Raw genomic sequence first — 420 nt, forward strand, 5'->3', positions numbered from 1 at the left:
GATTGACATCATACGAGGCCAATGCCGACCTTCCTCGGCCAGCGTCTCGAACGAATCCCGCAGATATTCAAAAAAACTGCTGCCAGTGGAGAAATTGTTGCCTGGCGCGAACTTCAGGTCATTCGTGTCGAGCGCATAAGGGATGACGAGATGGTTCTTGTCCCCGACCTTCGTCCAATAGGGAAGGTCATCATTATAGGCGTCACTGTCATAGAGGAAACTGCCGTTCTCAACGACCAGGCGCCTTGTGTCGGGGCTCGGACCATACCGACAATACCAGCCAACTGGCGGCTGTCCGGTCAGCCTGCGAATTGTGTCAACTGCTCGGGCGATCCGATCAGCTTCCTGCTCCACACTAAGTCGGAAGTGCTCCTCCCAGCGATAGCCGTGACAACAAATGTCGTGACCATCAATGCCGAT

At 54.5% G+C, this 420-nt stretch carries 1 protein-coding gene; it reads right to left on the reverse strand.

Annotation, left to right across the window (positions count from 1 at the left end; translation table 11 throughout):
- The coding region (locus EN935_RS40340) for a polysaccharide deacetylase family protein (protein WP_164771946.1) at positions 1-420 on the reverse strand (420 nt) is incomplete at both ends.

The organism is Mesorhizobium sp. M7D.F.Ca.US.004.03.1.1, from assembly GCF_003998635.1.
Classification (GTDB): domain Bacteria; phylum Pseudomonadota; class Alphaproteobacteria; order Rhizobiales; family Rhizobiaceae; genus Mesorhizobium; species Mesorhizobium loti.